Source organism: Burkholderia sp. MBR-1, assembly GCF_013822785.1.
Lineage (GTDB): Bacteria > Pseudomonadota > Gammaproteobacteria > Burkholderiales > Burkholderiaceae > Burkholderia > Burkholderia vietnamiensis.
In genome coordinates this window covers 821,260-839,200 of record NZ_CP053609.1, presented here as the reverse complement: position 1 = coordinate 839,200, position 17,941 = coordinate 821,260, and the positions used below count along the sequence as shown (strand labels likewise).

The 17,941-nt window shown below is 66.9% G+C and carries 17 protein-coding genes; 11 read left to right on the top strand and 6 right to left on the bottom strand.

Going from position 1 to position 17,941, the window contains the following annotated elements:
- Positions 1–92 precede the first annotated feature (92 nt).
- Both pth and hisC read left to right on the top strand, forming a co-directional pair.
- A complete protein-coding gene (gene pth, locus MBR110_RS03895) occupies positions 93–692 on the top strand; it encodes an aminoacyl-tRNA hydrolase (protein ID WP_014723674.1) in 600 nt (199 codons plus the stop codon).
- 133 nt (positions 693–825) lie between these two features.
- Positions 826–1,893 (top strand): histidinol-phosphate transaminase, encoded by a 1,068-nt coding sequence (gene hisC, locus MBR110_RS03890; protein ID WP_011886069.1) that lies wholly within the window; start codon positions 826–828, stop codon positions 1,891–1,893.
- A gap of 70 nt (positions 1,894–1,963) precedes the next feature.
- Here hisC and MBR110_RS03885 read toward each other — a convergent pair whose 3' ends face one another.
- From MBR110_RS03885 to rsmD, 3 genes are all read right to left on the bottom strand, one after another.
- Positions 1,964–2,230 (bottom strand): YfhL family 4Fe-4S dicluster ferredoxin, encoded by a 267-nt coding sequence (locus MBR110_RS03885; protein ID WP_011886070.1) that lies wholly within the window; start codon positions 2,228–2,230, stop codon positions 1,964–1,966.
- A gap of 59 nt (positions 2,231–2,289) precedes the next feature.
- The gene (gene coaD / locus MBR110_RS03880; RefSeq protein ID WP_006398238.1) at positions 2,290–2,787 is read right to left on the bottom strand and encodes a pantetheine-phosphate adenylyltransferase; all 498 of its coding nucleotides are present in this window, start codon (positions 2,785–2,787) and stop codon (positions 2,290–2,292) included.
- A 111-nt stretch (positions 2,788–2,898) separates the two neighbouring features.
- Positions 2,899–3,513, bottom strand: coding sequence for a 16S rRNA (guanine(966)-N(2))-methyltransferase RsmD (rsmD, locus tag MBR110_RS03875; RefSeq protein WP_011886071.1), 615 nt, complete (start codon positions 3,511–3,513; stop codon positions 2,899–2,901).
- Between the two features lie 201 nt (positions 3,514–3,714).
- Here rsmD and ftsY point away from each other — a divergent pair, with 201 nt between their 5' ends.
- Complete coding sequence (ftsY, locus tag MBR110_RS03870) at positions 3,715–4,848, top strand: signal recognition particle-docking protein FtsY (RefSeq protein WP_011886072.1); 1,134 nt, start codon at positions 3,715–3,717, stop codon at positions 4,846–4,848.
- A gap of 84 nt (positions 4,849–4,932) precedes the next feature.
- Here ftsY and maiA read toward each other — a convergent pair whose 3' ends face one another.
- Positions 4,933–5,577, bottom strand: coding sequence for a maleylacetoacetate isomerase (gene maiA, locus MBR110_RS03865; RefSeq protein WP_011886073.1), 645 nt, complete (start codon positions 5,575–5,577; stop codon positions 4,933–4,935).
- A gap of 194 nt (positions 5,578–5,771) precedes the next feature.
- Here maiA and ybiB point away from each other — a divergent pair, with 194 nt between their 5' ends.
- Positions 5,772–6,749: a DNA-binding protein YbiB gene (gene ybiB / locus MBR110_RS03860; RefSeq protein ID WP_011886074.1), complete on the top strand. Its 978-nt coding sequence runs from the start codon at positions 5,772–5,774 to the stop codon at positions 6,747–6,749.
- Positions 6,750–7,197: 448 nt separating this feature from the next.
- Positions 7,198–8,844, top strand: a complete 1,647-nt coding sequence (leuA, locus tag MBR110_RS03855; protein WP_045578766.1) for a 2-isopropylmalate synthase — start codon at positions 7,198–7,200, stop codon at positions 8,842–8,844.
- 140 nt (positions 8,845–8,984) lie between these two features.
- Here the strand turns inward: leuA and MBR110_RS03850 are convergent, their stop codons facing one another.
- Positions 8,985–9,368, bottom strand: a complete 384-nt coding sequence (locus MBR110_RS03850) for a nuclear transport factor 2 family protein (RefSeq protein ID WP_011886076.1) — start codon at positions 9,366–9,368, stop codon at positions 8,985–8,987.
- A 45-nt stretch (positions 9,369–9,413) separates the two neighbouring features.
- A complete protein-coding gene (locus tag MBR110_RS03845) occupies positions 9,414–9,983 on the bottom strand; it encodes an acyloxyacyl hydrolase (RefSeq protein ID WP_011886077.1) in 570 nt (189 codons plus the stop codon).
- Between the two features lie 360 nt (positions 9,984–10,343).
- On the opposite strand from MBR110_RS03845, the gene rpoH reads away from it, so the two are divergent.
- The 6 genes from rpoH to MBR110_RS03815 all read left to right on the top strand — a co-directional run bounded on the left by rpoH (position 10,344) and on the right by MBR110_RS03815 (position 17,883).
- Positions 10,344–11,279, top strand: coding sequence for an RNA polymerase sigma factor RpoH (gene rpoH, locus MBR110_RS03840; protein WP_014723678.1), 936 nt, complete (start codon positions 10,344–10,346; stop codon positions 11,277–11,279).
- Positions 11,280–11,618: 339 nt separating this feature from the next.
- Positions 11,619–11,897, top strand: coding sequence for a cytochrome oxidase putative small subunit CydP (cydP, locus tag MBR110_RS03835; protein ID WP_011886079.1), 279 nt, complete (start codon positions 11,619–11,621; stop codon positions 11,895–11,897).
- Positions 11,887–13,467 (top strand): cytochrome ubiquinol oxidase subunit I, encoded by a 1,581-nt coding sequence (locus tag MBR110_RS03830; protein ID WP_011886080.1) that lies wholly within the window; start codon positions 11,887–11,889, stop codon positions 13,465–13,467. The genes cydP and MBR110_RS03830 overlap by 11 nt, the downstream gene beginning before the upstream one ends.
- Before the next feature lie 31 nt (positions 13,468–13,498).
- Positions 13,499–14,635, top strand: a complete 1,137-nt coding sequence (gene cydB, locus MBR110_RS03825; protein ID WP_011886081.1) for a cytochrome d ubiquinol oxidase subunit II — start codon at positions 13,499–13,501, stop codon at positions 14,633–14,635.
- Between the two features lie 54 nt (positions 14,636–14,689).
- Positions 14,690–14,812: a cytochrome bd-I oxidase subunit CydX gene (gene cydX, locus MBR110_RS03820; protein ID WP_014723679.1), complete on the top strand. Its 123-nt coding sequence runs from the start codon at positions 14,690–14,692 to the stop codon at positions 14,810–14,812.
- A gap of 563 nt (positions 14,813–15,375) precedes the next feature.
- A complete protein-coding gene (locus tag MBR110_RS03815; protein WP_181709174.1) occupies positions 15,376–17,883 on the top strand; it encodes a family 20 glycosylhydrolase in 2,508 nt (835 codons plus the stop codon).
- Positions 17,884–17,941 lie beyond the last annotated feature (58 nt).

The following is a 17,941-nucleotide window of genomic DNA, read 5'->3' as shown; positions in this document are numbered from 1 at the left end:
GTTTCACGAAACGGTCGACGCAACCCGCCGCGGCTCGCCCGGCGGGTTTTTCTTTTTTGCGCCCAGGCGGGCGCTGCCGCCTACGAAACGTCATGATCAAACTGATCGTCGGCCTCGGCAATCCCGGGGCGGAATACACCGCGACGCGCCACAACGCCGGCTTCTGGCTGATCGACCAGCTCGCCCGCGAGGCCGGCACGACGCTGCGCGAGGAGCGCCGCTTTCACGGCTTTTATGCGAAAGCGCGCCTGCACGGCGAGGAAGTGCATCTGCTCGAGCCGCAAACCTACATGAACCGTTCCGGCCAGTCGGTCGTCGCGGTCGCGAGTTTCTTCAAGATCCTGCCAGATCAGATCCTCGTCGCGCACGACGAGCTCGATCTGCCGCCCGGCACCGTGAAGCTGAAGCTCGGCGGCGGCAGCGGCGGCCACAACGGGCTGAAGGACATCTCCGCGCACCTGTCGTCGCAGCAGTACTGGCGGCTGCGTATCGGCATCGGCCATCCGCGCGATCTGATCCCGGAAGGCGCACGTGCCGGCGCGAAGCCCGACGTCGCGAACTTCGTGCTGAAGCCGCCGCGACGCGAGGAGCAGGACGTGATCGACGCATCGATCGAGCGCGCGCTCGCCGTGATGCCGATGATCGTCAAGGGCGAGCTCGAGCGCGCGACGATGCAGCTGCATCGCAACTGACCGGCCGCAGCACCGGCGCCGCACCACGCGCGGCCCGGCGGATGCGCCGCGCGGCCATCCGCCGTCGGCGCAATTGCGCACCGCAGCGCTCACATGCGGTACTCTGGCTGTTTTGCCTGTCAGGAGCCAAGCGGTGAGCCGTTACTGGAGCGACGTCGTTCAGCAACTCGTGCCTTACGTGCCGGGCGAACAGCCCGCACTCGCACACCCCGTCAAGCTGAACACCAACGAGAATCCCTATCCGCCGTCTCCGCGCGTCGTCGCGGCGATCGCCCGCGAACTCGGCGACACCGGCGACACGCTGCGCCGCTATCCCGATCCGCTCGCGCGTGCGCTGCGCGAGACGGTCGCGGCCCATCACCGCATCAAGCCCGAACAGGTTTTCGTCGGCAACGGCTCGGACGAAGTGCTCGCGCACGCGTTCCACGCGCTGCTCAAGCACGACCGGCCGCTGCGCTTCCCGGACATCTCGTACAGCTTCTACCCGACCTACGCGCGGCTGTACGGCGTGCAGACGGCCATCGTGCCGCTCGCGGACGATTTCTCGATCCGCGTCGACGACTATCTCGACGACGCCGGCGGCGTGCTGTTTCCGAACCCGAACGCGCCGACCGGGCGCGCGCTGCCGCTCGCGGACATCGAACGAATCGCGGCGGCGAACCCGTCGTCGGTCGTGCTGATCGACGAGGCCTATGTCGATTTCGGCGCGCAATCGGCGATCACGCTGATCGATCGCCATCCGAACCTGCTGGTCGTGCACACGACGTCGAAGGCGCGCTCGCTGGCGGGCATGCGCGTCGGCTTCGCGTTCGGCAATGTCGATCTGATCGATGCGCTGAACCGCGTGAAGGACAGCTTCAACTCGTATCCGCTCGACCGGCTCGCGCAGGTCGCCGCGCAGGCCGCATACGAGGACACCGACTATTTCGCCGCGACCTGCCGTCGCGTGATCGACAGCCGGACGCGGCTCACACACGCGCTCGAGGCGCTCGGTTTCGACGTCGTGCCGTCGGCCGCGAACTTCGTGTTCGCGCGCCATCCGGCGCACGATGCGGGCACGCTCGCGGCCACGCTGAAGGATCGGGAGATTTTCGTGCGGCATTTCCGCGCGCCGCGCATCGACCAGCATCTGCGCATCACGGTCGGCACCGATGCCGAATGCGACGCGCTCGTCGCGGCCTTGCGTGAAATGATCGGCTGAACACCGGAAGGACGCCGGCGCGCGGCTGCGCCGGCCGAAGAAACGGTGACGCGCCCGCGTCACCGCGACATCACTGCGCGCCGTCGCCCTTCGCGGCGATCAACGCGTGATACTTCTCCATCAACTGCGCGTGCGATTCCTCATGCTGCGGATCGCGCGGAATACATTCGACCGGACACACCTGCTGGCACTGCGGTTCGTCGAAATGGCCGACGCATTCGGTGCACTTGCCGGGATCGATCACGTAAATGTCCGGGCCCATCGAAATCGCGCCGTTCGGGCACTCGGGCTCGCACACGTCGCAATTGATGCACTCGTCGGTAATCATCAAAGCCATACTGATCTCACTTCTTCAAGCCCGCGGCCGGCTTCGGGGCGAAACCGGCCGGCGCCGCGTCATGCGGCCGGGCCTCCCATCGCGGCGACTTTCTCGGTCAGCCACTTCTCGACGGACGGGAACACGAACTTGCTGACATCGCCGCCCAACTGCGCGATTTCGCGCACGATCGTGCCGGAGATGAACTGGTACTGATCGGACGGCGTCATGAACATCGTCTCGACGTCGGGCAGCAGATAGCGGTTCATCCCCGCCATCTGGAACTCGTATTCGAAATCGGACACGGCACGCAGGCCGCGCACGATCACGCGCGCGTTGTTGGTGCGGACGAAGTCCTTCAACAGGCCCTTGAAGCCCATCACCTTCACGTTCGGATAGTGACCGAGCACCTCGTTCGCAATCTTCAGACGTTCTTCCAGCGAGAAGAACGGCTTCTTCGCGCGGCTGTCGGCAACGCCGACCACCAGCGTATCAAAAATGCTCGACGCACGCCGCACGAGGTCTTCGTGCCCGCGCGTCAGCGGATCGAACGTACCGGGATACACGGCGACTACCATGTCGCTCCTCCTGTCATCACGCCAACGGGGTGGCAGCCGTGCCGTGCGCACGTGGCTGCCGAGATGGGCTTGCGTCGCCTTTGGGGCGCGCCGCCTCGTATGGAACGCGCATTATTCATCATTTTCGCGTTGCAGCAAATGATAGTGAACCGCGCCTGCCTTGCCGTGCTTCACCACCTGCCAGCCGGCCAGCGCTTCGTGCGCATCGGGTTCCAGCGCCTCGCCGGTTTCGACGTACAGCGCGCCGTCCGGCGCGACGAGCGGCGCCGCCAGCGCGAGCGCGCGCGCCAGCACGGCCGGCTCGCCGAACGGCGGATCGAGGAACACGACGTCGAACGCGCCCGGCGTCAGCCCGGCCGCGAGCCGCAGCGCGTCGGCTTCCGCGACCTCGACCGAGCGCGCGCCCAGCTTGTCCTTGATCGCGCGAAGCTGCTGCGCCGCGCGCGGGTGGCGCTCGACCATCACGACGCTCGCCGCGCCGCGCGACGCGGCCTCGAAGCCGAGCGCGCCGGTGCCCGCGAACAGGTCGAGGCAGCGCCGGCCGGCGAGATCCTGGCCGAGCCAGTTGAACAGCGTCTCGCGCACGCGATCGGGGGTCGGCCGCAGGCCGTCGAGATCGAGCACGGCGAGCGGAGTGCGTTTCCAGTCACCGCCGATGATGCGGATCGTGTGCGGCTTGCCGCGGCCGGCAGAGGCCGCGGGGCGGCCGGAAGAGGAACGGGACATACGGAGTATCGACGACGGGGGAGACGGGGGCGCGCACGCGGGCGTGCCGCCAAACAGGCGCACGTTACCACAGCGGCGGCGACGGCTGACGCGACTGTCTCGCCGCACTGATAAAATGCTCGGTTTCGGCCGCCGTGCGCACGCCCGACGCCTCCCGGCGCGCCGCCATGCCGGCCCCCGCCCTCTTCCCGACGTCAAACCATGTTCAGCTTCTTCAAACGATTCAAGAAAACGCAGGAGCCCGACTCCGCGGAATCGCAACCGGCCGACGCGCCGCAGCCGGACGAGCCGTCCGCTGCGCCGGCCCCCGCCGCGCGAGCGGCGGACACTGCGCGCGCGCCCGCCGTCGTGATGACGGTCACGCCCACCAACGACGGCAGCGACGAAGTCGTCGAAGCGGTCGAGATCGTGCCGCCGCCGACGCAGGACGCGTCCGCGAAGAAGTCCTGGCTGTCGCGCCTGAAATCGGGGCTCGCGAAGACGGGCTCGAGCATCACCAGCGTGTTCGTCAACACGAAGATCGACGAGGACCTGTACGAAGAACTCGAAACCGCGCTGCTGATGTCCGATGCCGGCGTCGATGCGACCGAATACCTGCTCGGCGCGCTGCGCGAGAAGGTGCGCGTGGGCCGGCTGACCGACCCGCAGCAGGTGAAGGCGGCGCTGCACGATCTGCTCGTCGAGCTGCTGCAGCCGCTCGAGAAATCGTTGATGCTCGGCCGCGCGCAGCCGCTCGTGATGATGATCACCGGCGTGAACGGCGCGGGCAAGACGACCAGCATCGGCAAGCTCGCGAAGCATCTGCAGAGCTTCGACCAGTCGGTGCTGCTGGCCGCGGGCGACACGTTCCGCGCGGCCGCGCGCGAACAGCTGGCCGTCTGGGGCGAGCGCAACAACGTGACGGTCGTGCAGCAGGAAAGCGGCGATCCGGCCGCGGTGATCTTCGATGCGGTCAGCGCCGCGCGCGCGCGCAAGATCGACGTGATGATGGCCGACACGGCCGGCCGGTTGCCGACTCAGCTGCACCTGATGGAGGAGCTGAAAAAGGTGAAGCGCGTGATCGCGAAGGCGCACGACGGCGCGCCGCACGAGGTGCTGCTCGTGATCGACGCGAACACCGGCCAGAACGCGCTCACGCAGGTGAAGGCCTTCGACGATGCGCTCGGCCTCACCGGGCTGATCGTCACGAAGCTCGACGGCACCGCGAAGGGCGGGATCCTCGCCGCGATCGCGCGGCAGCGGCCGGTGCCCGTCTACTTCATCGGCGTCGGCGAGAAGGTCGAGGACCTGCAGCCGTTCAACGCGGTGGAATTCGCGGACGCGCTGCTCGGCTGAACGCCGTCGACACGTCCTGCAACGGGCGCCTTCGGGCGCCCGTTTTCATTGGCGGCGGCGGGCCGCGGCGACGTCAGCCGGCCATCATTCGGCGTCGGGCTGCACACCGGGCGCGGCGGCCTTGAACGCATCGAGCGTCGACGCGTAATCGGCGATCCGCCGCAGCGTCGGGAAGCGCGTCGTATCGATCGAGAAACGGTCGGCGTTGAACATCTGCGGCACGATGCAGATATCGGCGAGCGTCGGCGAGTCGCCGAAGCAGAGCTTGCCGGTGCGCGGATCGTTCGCGAGACGCGTCTCGAGCGACGCGAAGCCCGCGTCGATCCAGTGCCGATACCATTCGCTCTTCGCGTCCTCGGACACTTGCAGCGTGTGCTTCAGGTACTTCAACACGCGCAGGTTGTTCAGCGGATGGATCTCGCACGCGATCTGCAGCGCGATCGCGCGCACATACGCGCGGTCGGCCGGCGCCTTCGGCAGCAACGCGGGCTCGGGGTGCATTTCGTCGAGATACTCGATGATCGCGAGCGACTGCTGCAGCGTCGCGTCGCCGTCGATCAGCGTCGGCACGACCGCATCCGGATTCACCGCGCGGTACGCGTCCTTCAGTTGCTCGCCGCCGTCGCGCAGCATGTGCACGGGCACCGTATCGAACGGCAGCTGCTTCAGGTTCAGGGCGATCCGTACGCGGTAAGACGCGGAACTGCGGAAATAGCTGTAGAGCTTCATCGGTTGTCTCTCGTAATCGTATTCGGCCGGCGCCGCCGGGCGGAAGCCGCGATGCGCCGCCGGGGACTCCGAGTTTAGCGCGCCGCACCGCGTCGGCATACGCGGCCGCGCTTGCGCGACGCGCGCCCGTGCGATACTCGGGCATTCCTCACCGCTCAGCGCGCGGCCCGATGCCGGCCGCCCGCCCCGTCACGATGACCGCTTCCCAAGACTCCACAGCCGCTTCGCCGTTCCCGTGCGCCCGCTTCATCAAGGAAATCGGCCGCGGTCCGCACGGCGCACGCGCGCTGTCGGCCGAAGACACGTTCGAGCTCTATCGCGCGATGCTCGATGCGCGCGTGTCGGACGTCGAACTCGGCGCAATCCTGATCGCATATCGACTGAAGGGCGAAACCGCCGACGAGCTGGCGGCGATGCTGGCCGCCGCACAGGCGTCGTTCGAACCCGTGCACGTGCAGGACGCGGCGTTCCGGCCGGTGTCGATCCCGAGCTACAACGGCGCGCGCAAGCAACCCAATCTCGTGCCGCTGCTCGCGCTGCTGCTCGCGCGCGAAGGCGTGCCGGTGCTGGTGCACGGCGTCGAGCGCGATCCCGGCCGGGTGACCAGCGCGGAGATCTTTGCGGCGCTGTCGATCGCGTCGGCAAGCTCGCACGACGCAATCGAAGACACGCTCGCCGAACGCCGCGTCGCCTTCGCGCCGATCGACGTGCTGGCGCCGCGCATTGCGCGTCTGCTGTCGCTGCGCGCCGTGCTCGGCGTGCGCAACTCCACGCATACGCTGGTCAAGATCCTGCAGCCGTTCGCACCGGCCGGCCTGCGGCTCGTCAATTACACGCATCCGCCGTACCGCGACAGCCTCGCGCAACTGTTTCGCGAGCATCCGGAAGCGGCGCTCGGCGGCGCGCTGCTCGCGCGCGGCACCGAAGGCGAGGCGGTGGCCGACACGCGCCGCCAGGTGCAGGTCGACTGGCTGCACGACGGCATCTGCGACACGCTGATCGCGGCCGAGCGCTCGTCGGACGACGCGCCGCCCGTCGCGCTGCCGGAATCGCGCGACGCCGCGACGACGGCCGCGTGGACCGGCGCCGTGCTGCGCGGCGAGGTGCCGGTGCCCGACGCGCTCGCGCGTCAGGTCGAAACGATCGTGCGGCTGACGCGGCTCGCACCGTGACGGGCCTCCGCGGGCGGCGCGCTGTCGTGCCGGCCGCTGACGTATCGGCCGCTGTCGTGCCGGCCGTTCGGCCGATCATCCAAGCCGCGATTTACCCGACCATTTGACACGCGCAGGCATCCTGGCATAGAGTTCTCGCCATGCGTTCCTTTCCGAACACCCTCCGAATTACCTCCGGCCGCCTAGCGCGGTCGCTATCGCTACGACTAGCCTAAGGCTGTCCTAGCGCCGTGTGCTGTCCGCACGGTCCCTCCCTGCAGTTCCTCGCAGCACCTTTCTCGCAGTTTTTACAACCCGAAGTCGTCAGCATTCGTCCGTCTATCCGTCGGTCGATTCGCGAAGATCATCCGCATCTGCTGCGCGCGTTGCGCGCGCCGGTGCGAGGCAGCGCCAACCGTCGCCCATGCCGCCCGTCTTCGCTCGCGACTTGAGACCCGAGGTCCAGAAGATGAAGCGCAATCCGCAAGACAAGTACCGTCCGTTCGAACCCGTCCGCATCAATGGTCGCCGCTGGCCGACCCGCACCATCGAGCGTGCGCCGGTCTGGATGAGCACCGACCTCCGTGACGGCAACCAGTCGCTGATCGAGCCGATGAGCATCGAGCAGAAACTGGAGTTCTTCGACATGCTGGTCGCGATCGGTTTCAAGGAAATCGAAGTCGGTTTTCCGTCGGCGTCGCAAACCGACTTCGATTTCGTCCGCAAGCTGATCGACGAAAAGCGCATTCCGGACGACGTGACGATCGAAGTGCTCGTGCAGTCGCGCGAAGACCTGATCGCACGCACGTTCGACGCGCTCGACGGCGTGCCGCGCGCGATCGTGCATCTGTACAACGCGATCTGCCCGTCGTTCCGGCGCATCGTGTTCGGGATGTCGAAGGACGACGTGAAGGCGCTCGCGGTCGACGGCACGCGGCTCATCAAGGAGCACGCGGCCGCCCGCCCGGACACGCACTGGACCTATCAATACTCGCCGGAAACCTTCAGCATGACCGAGCTGACGTTCGCGCGCGAAGTGTGCGACGCGGTCGCGCAGGCCTGGCGCCCGACGCGCGATCACAAGATGATCGTGAACCTGCCGGCGACCGTCGAAGCGGCGACCCCGAACGTGTTCGCCGACCAGATCGAGTGGATGGACCGCAATCTCGCGTACCGCGACAGCATCGTGTTGTCCGTGCATCCACACAACGATCGCGGCACCGCGGTAGCCGCCGCCGAGCTGGCGCTGCTCGCGGGCGCCGATCGCATCGAGGGCTGCCTGTTCGGCAACGGCGAGCGCACCGGCAACGTAGATCTCGTCACGCTCGCGCTGAACCTCTATACGCAGGGCATCGACCCCGGCCTCGATTTCTCCGACATCGACGCGGTGCGCCGTGTGGTCGAGCGCTGCAACCAGATTCCGGTGCATCCGCGCCATCCGTACGCGGGCGATCTCGTGTTCACCGCCTTCTCCGGCTCGCACCAGGACGCGATCCGCAAGGGCTTCGCGCAGCAGCGCCCGGACGCCGTATGGGAAGTGCCGTATCTGCCGATCGACCCGGCCGACCTCGGCCGCAGCTATGACGCGGTGATCCGCGTGAACAGCCAGTCCGGCAAGGGCGGCGCGACGTTCCTGCTCGAACGCGGGATGGGCTTCACGCCGACGCGGCGCGTGCAGATCGAGTTCAGCCACGCCGTGCAGACGCTCGCCGACGCCTCCGGCGAAGAAGTGACCGGCGACGCGATCTGCGCGCTGTTCGCTCGCGAATTCTTCGAGACCGACGGGCCAGCCGCGCGCCACGGCGATACGGCGCGCTGGAGCAATCGCGACCTCGCGTACGCAGCGCCGGCCAACGCCGCGCCCGAAGAGGTCGTGCAGCAGGCGGCCTCGGCCTTCGCGAGTGCCGCCGGCGCACCGATCGAGGTCGCGTCGTGCGAACACACGCGCACGACGGACGGCCGGATTGCGATATCGGTCGGCTGCCGGGTCGGCGATGCGCCGCTGCGGCATGGCGTCGGCGTGCATGCCGACGTGGCGAGCGCCGCGCTCGATGCGCTCGTGAGCGCGATCAACCGGTCGGCGTGGCACTGCGCCGACCGCCGTGCGGCGGCCTGAGCGGGCTGCGGGAACAGGTTCAAAGGTCAGCGAGCGGTGCGTGACCGCCCGTGCACCGCGCGATCCGCGCTGCACGGGCCAATGAAAAGCGGCTCAGAAAGCCGCTTCGGTCGGGACACGAAAACGAGCGCCACGCGCGCTCATGTCTCGGTCGCGCATCGCGTCGCCTGCCACGCGAGCAGACGCCACTGCCCGTGCTCATGGGTATGGACGGCCGTATAGGCAATCGGAAACACCAGGCCGCCGTTGTTGGTTTCCATCTCGATCAGCGCGCGCCCGGTGACGACGCAGGTTGCGTCGCCGACGGGCAGCAGGTCCTGCGACTGGATCTCGATCTGGCGGTAGCGGCGGCGGCCGGCGACGATGGCGTCGATGAACTGCTGCTTGGTCTCGCGCTTGCCGTTGGTGTGCACGAAGAACACCTTGTCGGACAATTGCGCGTCGAGCGCCTCGCCGTCCCCATCGACCATCGCTCGGAACCGATCGCGCTCGAGTGCGCGAATCGCATCGACCACCTTCGCCATCGCCTGACTCCTCGGCAACGCGCCCGCCGTGGGCGGGCGTGCGGATCAGAAGTTGTACTGCAGGTAGAACTGGTGGAAATTTATACCAGGATTCGGCTCTTTGATACCCGCGTTAGACACATGTTCGAAACGGTAGCCGACCTGATACTGTTGCCGTTGGCCGAACTCCACGCCGACGCCTGCGGTCGGCGCGAACTGGAACGCCGTCGACAGCGAGAAATGATCGGAGATCGTCGGATGCGTGAGCACCCGCACGCCGCCGCCGGCCTCGATGAACGGACGGATCTGCCCCGCGCTCTTGACGAAGCGGAACATCGGCGTCACTCCGAATTCGCCGATGTTGCTGTGGACGTTGCCGCCCGTATGCCAGTAGCCGGCATGCCCTTCGACCACGAAAGCGAAGTGCCACCCGCCGATTTCCCACCAGTTCCAGCCCGGATCCCACACGACGCCGAGATCGCCCTTGTCGACGCCGTGGCGATCGGAGAAACCGCCGCCGGCCTGAATCCCCCAACGATCGGCGCACGCGGCTCCCGATCCGGCCAGCAGCGACGCCGTGAGCAACGCATGCAAGGCAAGCCGGCTACGGGGCCGACGGTTCTTCTTGTTGTTCATCTAACACTCCAACTTTATGGGTTGAATGTGGGCCTTGCCGCACCGGCCGGGCCCGAGCGAACAGAATGGTATGGTAAAGGACTTTTCGGATCGGCATCACGAAGTGAAATGGTTTCCTTCCGAAACAACAAAAATCGAAAACCTGTACTGATTACCAACAAAAACAACGCTTTACGGAACTTCGCCCGAGTTGGCGAGTCGCACGATATACTATCGACATGGACATTCCGATAGAAAACGGGAACTTCGATGCCCACCCGCGCTCTAAGGAATTAGCACTCGGATTACGGGAGTGCTAAGATGAGACTCGGAATCTCGTCCGAGACCAGGGGTTTGTCCCTGATTCCAAAGGAGTTTTTAGTGAGCCACGCCCTGACCCTTCCGAACACCCTGAGCCCGACGCCGGCCAAGGCCGCATCGGCAGGCTCGCTGGCGCTCGCAACCCAATCGCTGTTGCCGGGCCAGTTGGGCAACATCGACGCCTATATCCAGGCCGTCAACCGGATTCCCCTGCTGAGCGCCGAGGAAGAACGCCGGTATGCGACCGAGTTCCGCGAGGACAACAACCTCGACGCGGCACGCAAGCTCGTGCTGTCGCACCTGCGGCTCGTCGTGTCGATCGCGCGCAACTATCTCGGTTACGGCCTGCCGCACGGCGACCTGATCCAGGAAGGCAACATCGGCCTGATGAAGGCGGTGAAGCGGTTCGACCCTGCGCAAAACGTGCGCCTGGTGTCGTACGCGATCCACTGGATCAAGGCGGAGATCCACGAGTACATCCTGCGCAACTGGCGCATGGTGAAGGTCGCGACGACGAAGGCGCAGCGCAAGCTGTTCTTCAACCTGCGCAGCCACAAGAAGAGCATGCAGGCGATGACGCCGGAGGAAATCGACGGCCTCGCGCAGGAGCTCAACGTCAAGCGCGAAGAAGTGACCGAGATGGAAACGCGCCTGTCGGGTGGCGACATCGCGCTCGAAGGCCAGGTCGAAGACGGCGAGGAAGCATACGCGCCGATCGCGTATCTGGCCGACTCGCACAACGAGCCGACCGCCGTGCTCGCCGCGCGCCAACGCGACATGCTGCAGACGGACGGCATCGCGCAAGCGCTCGAGGCACTCGACGCGCGCAGCCGTCGCATCATCGAGGCGCGCTGGCTGAACGTCGACGACGACGGCTCGGGCGGCTCGACGCTGCACGACCTCGCGGCCGAGTTCGGCGTGTCCGCAGAGCGCATTCGTCAGATCGAAGCGAGCGCAATGAAAAAGATGCGCACTGCACTCGCCGAGTACGCATAAGCACCGGCATAAGCACCGGCAATTCAGCGCGCTTCACGCAAAAACCGCTGCCAAACGGCAGCGGTTTTTTTTTGCACTTATGATTGCCGCCTTTCCGCCGTTAATAGACATATTCGATTGGGTATCGGCAGGCTGCGAGCCCCTTCCGCACAACCTTGATCTGCCTCAATCTTTGGCCGGCAGTTCGCGACGGTCTGCCGCAGCGCGACACTCGGCATCGTAAGGCGCGCAATCTAAAATTGGCATGTCGGCTTAAAAGGATTAAAACACCTTCATTGCGGTCATAAATCCGACGTAAAGTCGCCCCCAAACCACACACGTCGATTCAGGATAATTACCTTGATCTCGATCAATAAAGAGCCTGCGCCGCCCCCCGCGCAGGCCGCCGCCCCGATCGGCTGGCGCACGCGCATCGTCGCGTGGGCGCGAGGGCCCACATTGATGCGCGACATCACGCTGCTATTGATCGTCAAGCTGATCCTCCTGATGTCGCTCAAGTACGCATTTTTCAATCATCCGCAGGCTGCGCACATGTCGCTTCCGCCTGCCGTCGTCGCCGAGAAGCTGCTCTCGGTGCCGGCGCCTGCATCCACCGAGGGAGACCACCATGATAAGTAGCGAAGTAGTCGATCTGTCACGTCTGCAGTTCGGCATCACGGCGCTCTACCACTTCTTGTTTGTGCCGTTGACGCTCGGCATGTCCTGGCTGCTCGTCATCATGGAAGCGGTATACGTGATGACCGGCAAACAGGTCTACAAGGACATGACGCAGTTCTGGGGCAAGCTGTTCGGTATCAACTTTGCGATGGGCGTGACCACCGGGATCACGATGGAATTCCAGTTCGGTACGAACTGGTCGTACTACTCGCACTACGTCGGTGACATCTTCGGCGTGCCGCTCGCGGTCGAAGGCCTGATGGCGTTCTTCCTCGAATCGACGTTCGTCGGCCTGTTCTTCTTCGGCTGGAACCGGCTGTCGAAGGTCAAGCACCTGATCGTGACGTTCCTCGTCGCGCTCGGCTCGAACCTCTCCGCGCTGTGGATTCTGGTGGCGAACGGCTGGATGAACAATCCGGTCGGCGCCGAGTTCAACTACCAGACGATGCGCATGGAGATGACGAGCCTGTTCGACGTGGTGTTCAACCCCGTCGCGCAGGTCAAGTTCGTGCATACCGTGTCGGCCGGCTACGTGTCGGCGGCGATGTTCGTGCTCGGCGTGTCGTCGTGGTACTTGCTGCGCAAGCGCGACGTCGACTTCGCGCTGCGCTCGTTCGCGGTCGCGGCCGGCTTCGGCCTCGCGGCGACGCTGTGCGTGATCGTGCTCGGCGACGAGTCGGGCTATACGACCGGCGAAGTGCAGAAGATGAAGCTCGCCGCGATCGAATCCGAATGGGAAACGCAGCCGGCGCCCGCCTCGTTCACGCTGATCGGCATGCCGAATCAGGAAGAACAGCGCACCGACTACGCGATCAAGATCCCGTACGCGCTCGGCCTGATCGCGACGCGCTCGATCGACGAACCGGTGACCGGCCTGCGCGATCTCGCCAAGCTCAGCGAGGAGCACATCCAGAGCGGGATGATCGCGTACGGCGCACTGCAGAAGATGAAGCAGGGCGACAAGAGCGACGCAACCCGCGCGTTGTTCGACCAGCACAAGCAGTATCTCGGCTACGGGTTGATGCTCAAGCAGTTCACGCCGAACGTGACCGATGCGACGCCGGACCAGATCAAGGCCGCGGCGAAGAAGACGATCCCGCCGGTGGCGCCCGTGTTCTTCTCGTTCCGGATCATGGTGGCTCTCGGCTTCCTGTTCGTCGCGACGTTCGTTACCGCGTTCTGGCTGTGCGCGCGCCGTCAGCTGCTGCAGGACAACCGCCGCTGGTTCCTCCGCTATGCGGTGTGGGCGATCCCGCTGCCGTGGATCGCGATCGAATTCGGCTGGATCGTCGCCGAGCTCGGCCGTCAGCCGTGGACGATCGCGGGCGTGCTGCCGACCCATCTGTCCTCGTCCAGCCTGCAAGTGAACGACCTGTACCTGAGTATCGCCGGCTTCGTGCTGTTCTACACGGCACTGTTCATCATCGAAATCAAGCTGATGTTCAAGTACGCGCGCCTCGGCCCGTCGTCGCTGCATACCGGCCGCTATCACCACGAACTCGCCCCGGCTGGCGAGCGTGCCTCGGTTTGAGCACGCCCTCGCAACGGAACAAGGAATCGCTATGGACTACGCAACTCTCAAGCTGATCTGGTGGCTGCTCGTCGGCGTGCTGCTGGTCGGCTTCGCCGTCACGGACGGCTTCGACATGGGCGCAACCGCGCTGCTGCCGTTCCTCGGCAAGACCGACGACGAACGCCGCATCATCGTCAACACGGTCGGCGCGACGTGGGAAGGCAACCAGGTGTGGCTGATCACGGCAGGCGGCGCGATGTTCGCAGCCTGGCCGCTCGTCTACGCCGCATCGTTCTCCGGCTTCTACTTCGCGATGCTGCTCGTGCTGTTCGCGCTGTTCTTCCGGCCGGTCGGCTTCGACTACCGCAGCAAGCGGCCCGATCCGCGCTGGCGCGCGGGCTGGGACTGGGCGCTGTTCGTCGGCGGCTTCGTCCCGGCGCTGGTGTTCGGCGTCGCGTTCGGCAACCTGCTGCAAGGCGTGCCGTTCCAGTTCGACACCGACCTGCGCGTCACTTACTACGGCGGCTTCTGGGCGCTGCTGAACCCGTTCGCGCTGCTCTGCGGGCTGGTCAGCCTCACGATGCTCGTCGCGCACGGCGCCGCATTCATCAAGATGAAGACGGACGGCGCGATCGCGCGCCGCGCGTCGGTCGCACTGCGCGTGTCGTCGTTCCTCGCGGTCGTGCTGTTCGTGCTGGCCGGCGTGCTGGTCGCGTCGTACATCGGCGGCTTCCACATCACCCACGCCGCGCCGACCGACACGGTCGCGAACCCGCTGCTGAAGGACGTCGCCGCCGGCTCGGGCCTGTGGCTGTCGAACTACCACGAGTTCCCGTGGATGATCGCCGCGCCCGTCGTCGGCATCGCGGGCGGCCTGCTCGCGCTGCTGCTCGCCGGCTCGAAGCAGGAAAAGACCGCGTTCTTCTGCACCGGCCTGATGATCGCCGGCGTGATCATGACGGCAGGCTTCTCGATGTTCCCGTTCATCATGCCGTCGTCGCTCGACCCGCGCAGCAGCCTGACCGTCTGGGATTCGACGTCGAGCCACAAGACGCTGCAGGTGATGCTGATCGCGGTGATCGTGTTCCTGCCGATCGTCCTGCTCTACACGGGCTGGGTGTATCGCGTGATGCGCGGCAAGGTCACGCATCAGGCGCTCGAAGAGAACAAGCACTCGATGTATTGAACTCGGCCGGGGGCGCACGGCGCCCTCGTCCACCGTTTCGCAAGGAGTCGGACCATGTGGTATTTCAGCTGGATTCTCGGTATGGGCGTCGCGCTGTCGTTCGGCATCGTCAACGCGATGTGGCTCGAAGCGCGGCAGAAGCCGCAGGAAGCAGCGGTGCGTACGCGCCGCGACTGAACCGCGGCCGGCGGCAGATCGCTGCGCCGCCGTCGTCCGGAAAGAACCTCGCCTCGCGCGAGGTTTTTTTTCGTCCGCACGCGGCGCGCATGCCGGTGGCGCCGATGCCAATTTAGCGCCAGATTGATACCACTTGAATACCAATCAAAGGTTTCATAAGATCGTTGGACACGGCCGCCGCAAGGCCGGATCCATCTGGTGGGGCAGACATGCGCATCCCGTGTCAGGCGCGCGCACGCGCGCCGTTTCGCCGGCCGCACGCAGCGGCTGATCGCCGTGCGGCGGCATATCGCTTGGCCGGTCGGGCGCAGCGCGGCCACGACGCCCGCGGCCACTCCGCCGCGGCCGCTCGCCCTCGATGAACACCGCGTCACGCGCCGGCCGCCCCGATCGGCACGCGCGCCCGCCGCCCGTTCCGTAATGCACGCGCGTCGCGTGCCGAACCCGCGTGGGGCGATCCGCTCGCACCGCGCGTCGATGTCCCCGCAGCTCCGTTGAAAGACCCGATCGCAGCGACGTCATCCGACGCCGCCGCGGCGCCACCCTTTTTCTCAGGAGTTCCAATGAAACGCCCGTTGCCCTTCCTGTTTGCCGGCGTGCTGATCGCGGCGCTGCTGCCGTCCGCAAGCCGCGCCGAGCCCGTGCCGGCCGGCGCTGGCTCGGTGGCCGCCCCGGTGATCGTGCCGGCCGCCGCCAGCGCGCGGCCCGCCATGCAGCCGGCCGACCTCGCCGCGTTGCTGGCGAACGGCCTCGCGCTGCGCGTCGCCGTGGACAACAACCATGCGGCGGCGGCCGGCGTGCCGTGCGCCGATCTCGGCGCCGACGGCGCCGCCTGCGCGACCGGCCGCCTGTTCCTGCACAACCGCGGCCACCAGCCGATCGCCGACGGCGGCTGGAAGCTCTATCTGCACAGCATCCGACGGCTGCTGCGTATCGATCGTCCGGGCTTCGCGTTGCGGCGCCTCACGGGCGACCTGTACGAGCTGACGCCGCAGCCGGGCTCGCTGCGGCTCGCGCCGGGCGAGCGCGTCGCGTTGCCGTTCGTCGCCGAATACTGGCTGCGACGCTACAGCGACGTGATACCGCGCCCGTATGTGGTGGTCGACGGCGCGCCGCCCGCGGTGCTGCGCTACAACGATACCGACGACGAACTGCGCTACGTCGAATCGCTGCCGGCCGATGCGCAGAACAGCTCGACCGGCAATGCGCCGCCGGTGGCCGCGCGGCCGGACGCGAGCCGCGCGCTGCCGAGCGTGAAGCGCGAGCAGCGGCTGCCCGGCGCGCTCGAGCTGCGCGGCGTCGAGCTGGTGCTGCCCGAGTTGCCCGATGCGCAGGTCGCGGCGCTGCGCGAACGCGCGGCGACGCTCGGGCTGGACGGCGCCCGCGCGCGCGTGCGCGGCGTGGTCGCGCCGCGCCGGCTGCCGGCCGACATCGCGACGCCGGGCGGCTACCGGCTCGCGATCGGGCCGCGCGGCGTGCTCGTCGAAGGCTACGATCGCGCCGGCCTCTACTACGGCGTGCAGACGCTGTTCTCGCTCGCGCCGGCCGGCGGCGGCCCGGTTCCGGCACTGCTCGTCGAGGACGCGCCGCGCTTCACGCATCGCGGCATGCACGTCGATCTCGCGCGCAACTTCAAGCATCCGGCGACGCTGCGCCGCCTGATCGACCAGATGAGCGCGTACAAGCTCAACCGGCTGCACCTGCACCTGTCCGACGACGAAGGCTGGCGCATCGAGATCCCCGGGCTGCCCGAGCTGACCGACATCGGCGCGCGCCGCTGTCACGATCCGTCCGAGACGCGTTGCCTGCTGCCGCAGCTCGGCTCCGGCCCGGACAACCGCTCGGGCGGCGGCTATCTGACGCGCGCCGCCTACGTCGCGCTGGTGCGCTACGCGGCCGACCGCTTCGTCGAGGTGATCCCCGAAATCGACATGCCCGCCCATGCACGCGCGGCCGTCGTGTCGATGGAAGCGCGCTACCGGCGCCTGCATGCGGCCGGCCGCGACCAGGAGGCGAACGCGTATCGGCTGCTCGACCCGCAGGACACGTCGAACCTGACCACGGTGCAGTTCTACGATCGGCGCAGCGATCTGAACCCGTGCGTGCCGGGCGCGCTGAACTTCGCGTCGAAGGTGATCCGCGAGATCGCGGCGATGCACGCGGACGCGCAGGCGCCGCTGCGGATCTGGCATTTCGGAGGCGACGAAGCGAAGAACATCCTGCTCGGCGGCGGCTTCCAGCCGCTGAACGGCACCGATCCGAACAAGGGGCGCATCGACCTCGCCGCGCAGGACAAGCCGTGGGCGCGCTCGCCCGCGTGCGCGGCGCTGCTGCAGCGTGGCGAGATCCGCTCGATCGACGAGTTGCCGACGCGCTTCGCGAAACAGGTCAGCGCTGCGGTCGACGCGAACGGGATCGACACGATGGCCGCCTGGCAGGACGGCATCAAGCACGCGAACGGGCCGCGCGATTTCAGTACGCGTCACGTGATGGTGTCGCTGTGGGACACGATCTTCTGGGGCGCAGCGGACAGCGCGCGCGACCTCAGCAACGCCGGCTATCTGACCGTGCTCGCGCTGCCCGACTACCTGTACTTCGACTTCCCGTACACGCTGAATCCGCGCGAGCGCGGCTATTACTGGGGATCGCAGGCAACCGACGAGTACAAGATGTTCTCGCTCGCGCCCGAGAACCTGCCGCAGAACGCCGAGGTGATGGGCGATCGCGACGGCAACGCGTTCGAGGCGACCGGCACGGGCCCCGCGCCGCGCATCGAGGGCATCCAGGGGCAGGCATGGGGCGAGGTGATGCGCAACGACACGTTCCTCGAGTACATGGTGTACCCGCGGCTGCTCGCACTCGCCGAACGCGCGTGGCATCGCGCCGACTGGGAGCTGCCCTATGCGGCCGACGTGCGCTACAAGCGCGGCGACACGCACCACGTCGACACCGCGGCACTCCAGCGAGACTGGGCCGGCTTCGCGACGCTGGTCGTCCAGCGCGAGCTGCCGAAGCTCGACCGCGCGGGGATCGGTTATCGCAAGCCGAGCTTCACGGTGACGAACCCGTAAGGGGCGCACAGTTGCACGGTGGGGGCGATGCGCGAGGCGGATCGGGGCACCGGCACTG

Coding starts and splice junctions, on each gene's coding strand:
- pth (WP_014723674.1), top strand. CDS start 93: ATGATCAAACTGATCGTCGGCCTCGGCAATCCCGGGGCGGAATACACC.
- MBR110_RS03885 (WP_011886070.1), bottom strand. CDS start 2,230: ATGGCTTTGATGATTACCGACGAGTGCATCAATTGCGACGTGTGCGAG.
- coaD (WP_006398238.1), bottom strand. CDS start 2,787: ATGGTAGTCGCCGTGTATCCCGGTACGTTCGATCCGCTGACGCGCGGG.
- rsmD (WP_011886071.1), bottom strand. CDS start 3,513: ATGTCCCGTTCCTCTTCCGGCCGCCCCGCGGCCTCTGCCGGCCGCGGC.
- ftsY (WP_011886072.1), top strand. CDS start 3,715: ATGTTCAGCTTCTTCAAACGATTCAAGAAAACGCAGGAGCCCGACTCC.
- maiA (WP_011886073.1), bottom strand. CDS start 5,577: ATGAAGCTCTACAGCTATTTCCGCAGTTCCGCGTCTTACCGCGTACGG.
- ybiB (WP_011886074.1), top strand. CDS start 5,772: ATGACCGCTTCCCAAGACTCCACAGCCGCTTCGCCGTTCCCGTGCGCC.
- leuA (WP_045578766.1), top strand. CDS start 7,198: ATGAAGCGCAATCCGCAAGACAAGTACCGTCCGTTCGAACCCGTCCGC.
- MBR110_RS03850 (WP_011886076.1), bottom strand. CDS start 9,368: ATGGCGAAGGTGGTCGATGCGATTCGCGCACTCGAGCGCGATCGGTTC.
- MBR110_RS03845 (WP_011886077.1), bottom strand. CDS start 9,983: ATGAACAACAAGAAGAACCGTCGGCCCCGTAGCCGGCTTGCCTTGCAT.
- MBR110_RS03830 (WP_011886080.1), top strand. CDS start 11,887: ATGATAAGTAGCGAAGTAGTCGATCTGTCACGTCTGCAGTTCGGCATC.
- cydB (WP_011886081.1), top strand. CDS start 13,499: ATGGACTACGCAACTCTCAAGCTGATCTGGTGGCTGCTCGTCGGCGTG.
- cydX (WP_014723679.1), top strand. CDS start 14,690: ATGTGGTATTTCAGCTGGATTCTCGGTATGGGCGTCGCGCTGTCGTTC.
- MBR110_RS03815 (WP_181709174.1), top strand. CDS start 15,376: ATGAAACGCCCGTTGCCCTTCCTGTTTGCCGGCGTGCTGATCGCGGCG.